We start from the raw sequence: 230 nt of genomic DNA on the forward strand, positions 1-230 counted from the left end.
AATGGAACCAACTTAATCCCTGTAAATGTCTTGACGATTAAAGCAGCTACAGCAGCCGGAACAATGGGAGGAACAAAAAGCGCTGTAGTTTTATCTGCGACTGATCAAACCTTAGTATCTAATGCTCCTCTTGGAAGCGCCTTAACACTGAATTTAGATTATACTATTCCAGCAGCTAAATCATCATCTTCTGATATTTTAGGTAAACCAGCCGGAACTTATACGCAAAC

General features: G+C 40.0%; 1 pseudogene. It reads left to right on the forward strand.

The annotated features are described in order from the left end of the window. A pseudogene (locus RM51_RS18890) lies at nt 1-230 on the forward strand (peptidoglycan-binding protein LysM); the annotation flags it as partial.

This window comes from Chryseobacterium taiwanense, assembly GCF_000813825.1.
In the GTDB taxonomy this organism is placed as follows: Bacteria; Bacteroidota; Bacteroidia; order Flavobacteriales; family Weeksellaceae; genus Chryseobacterium; species Chryseobacterium taiwanense.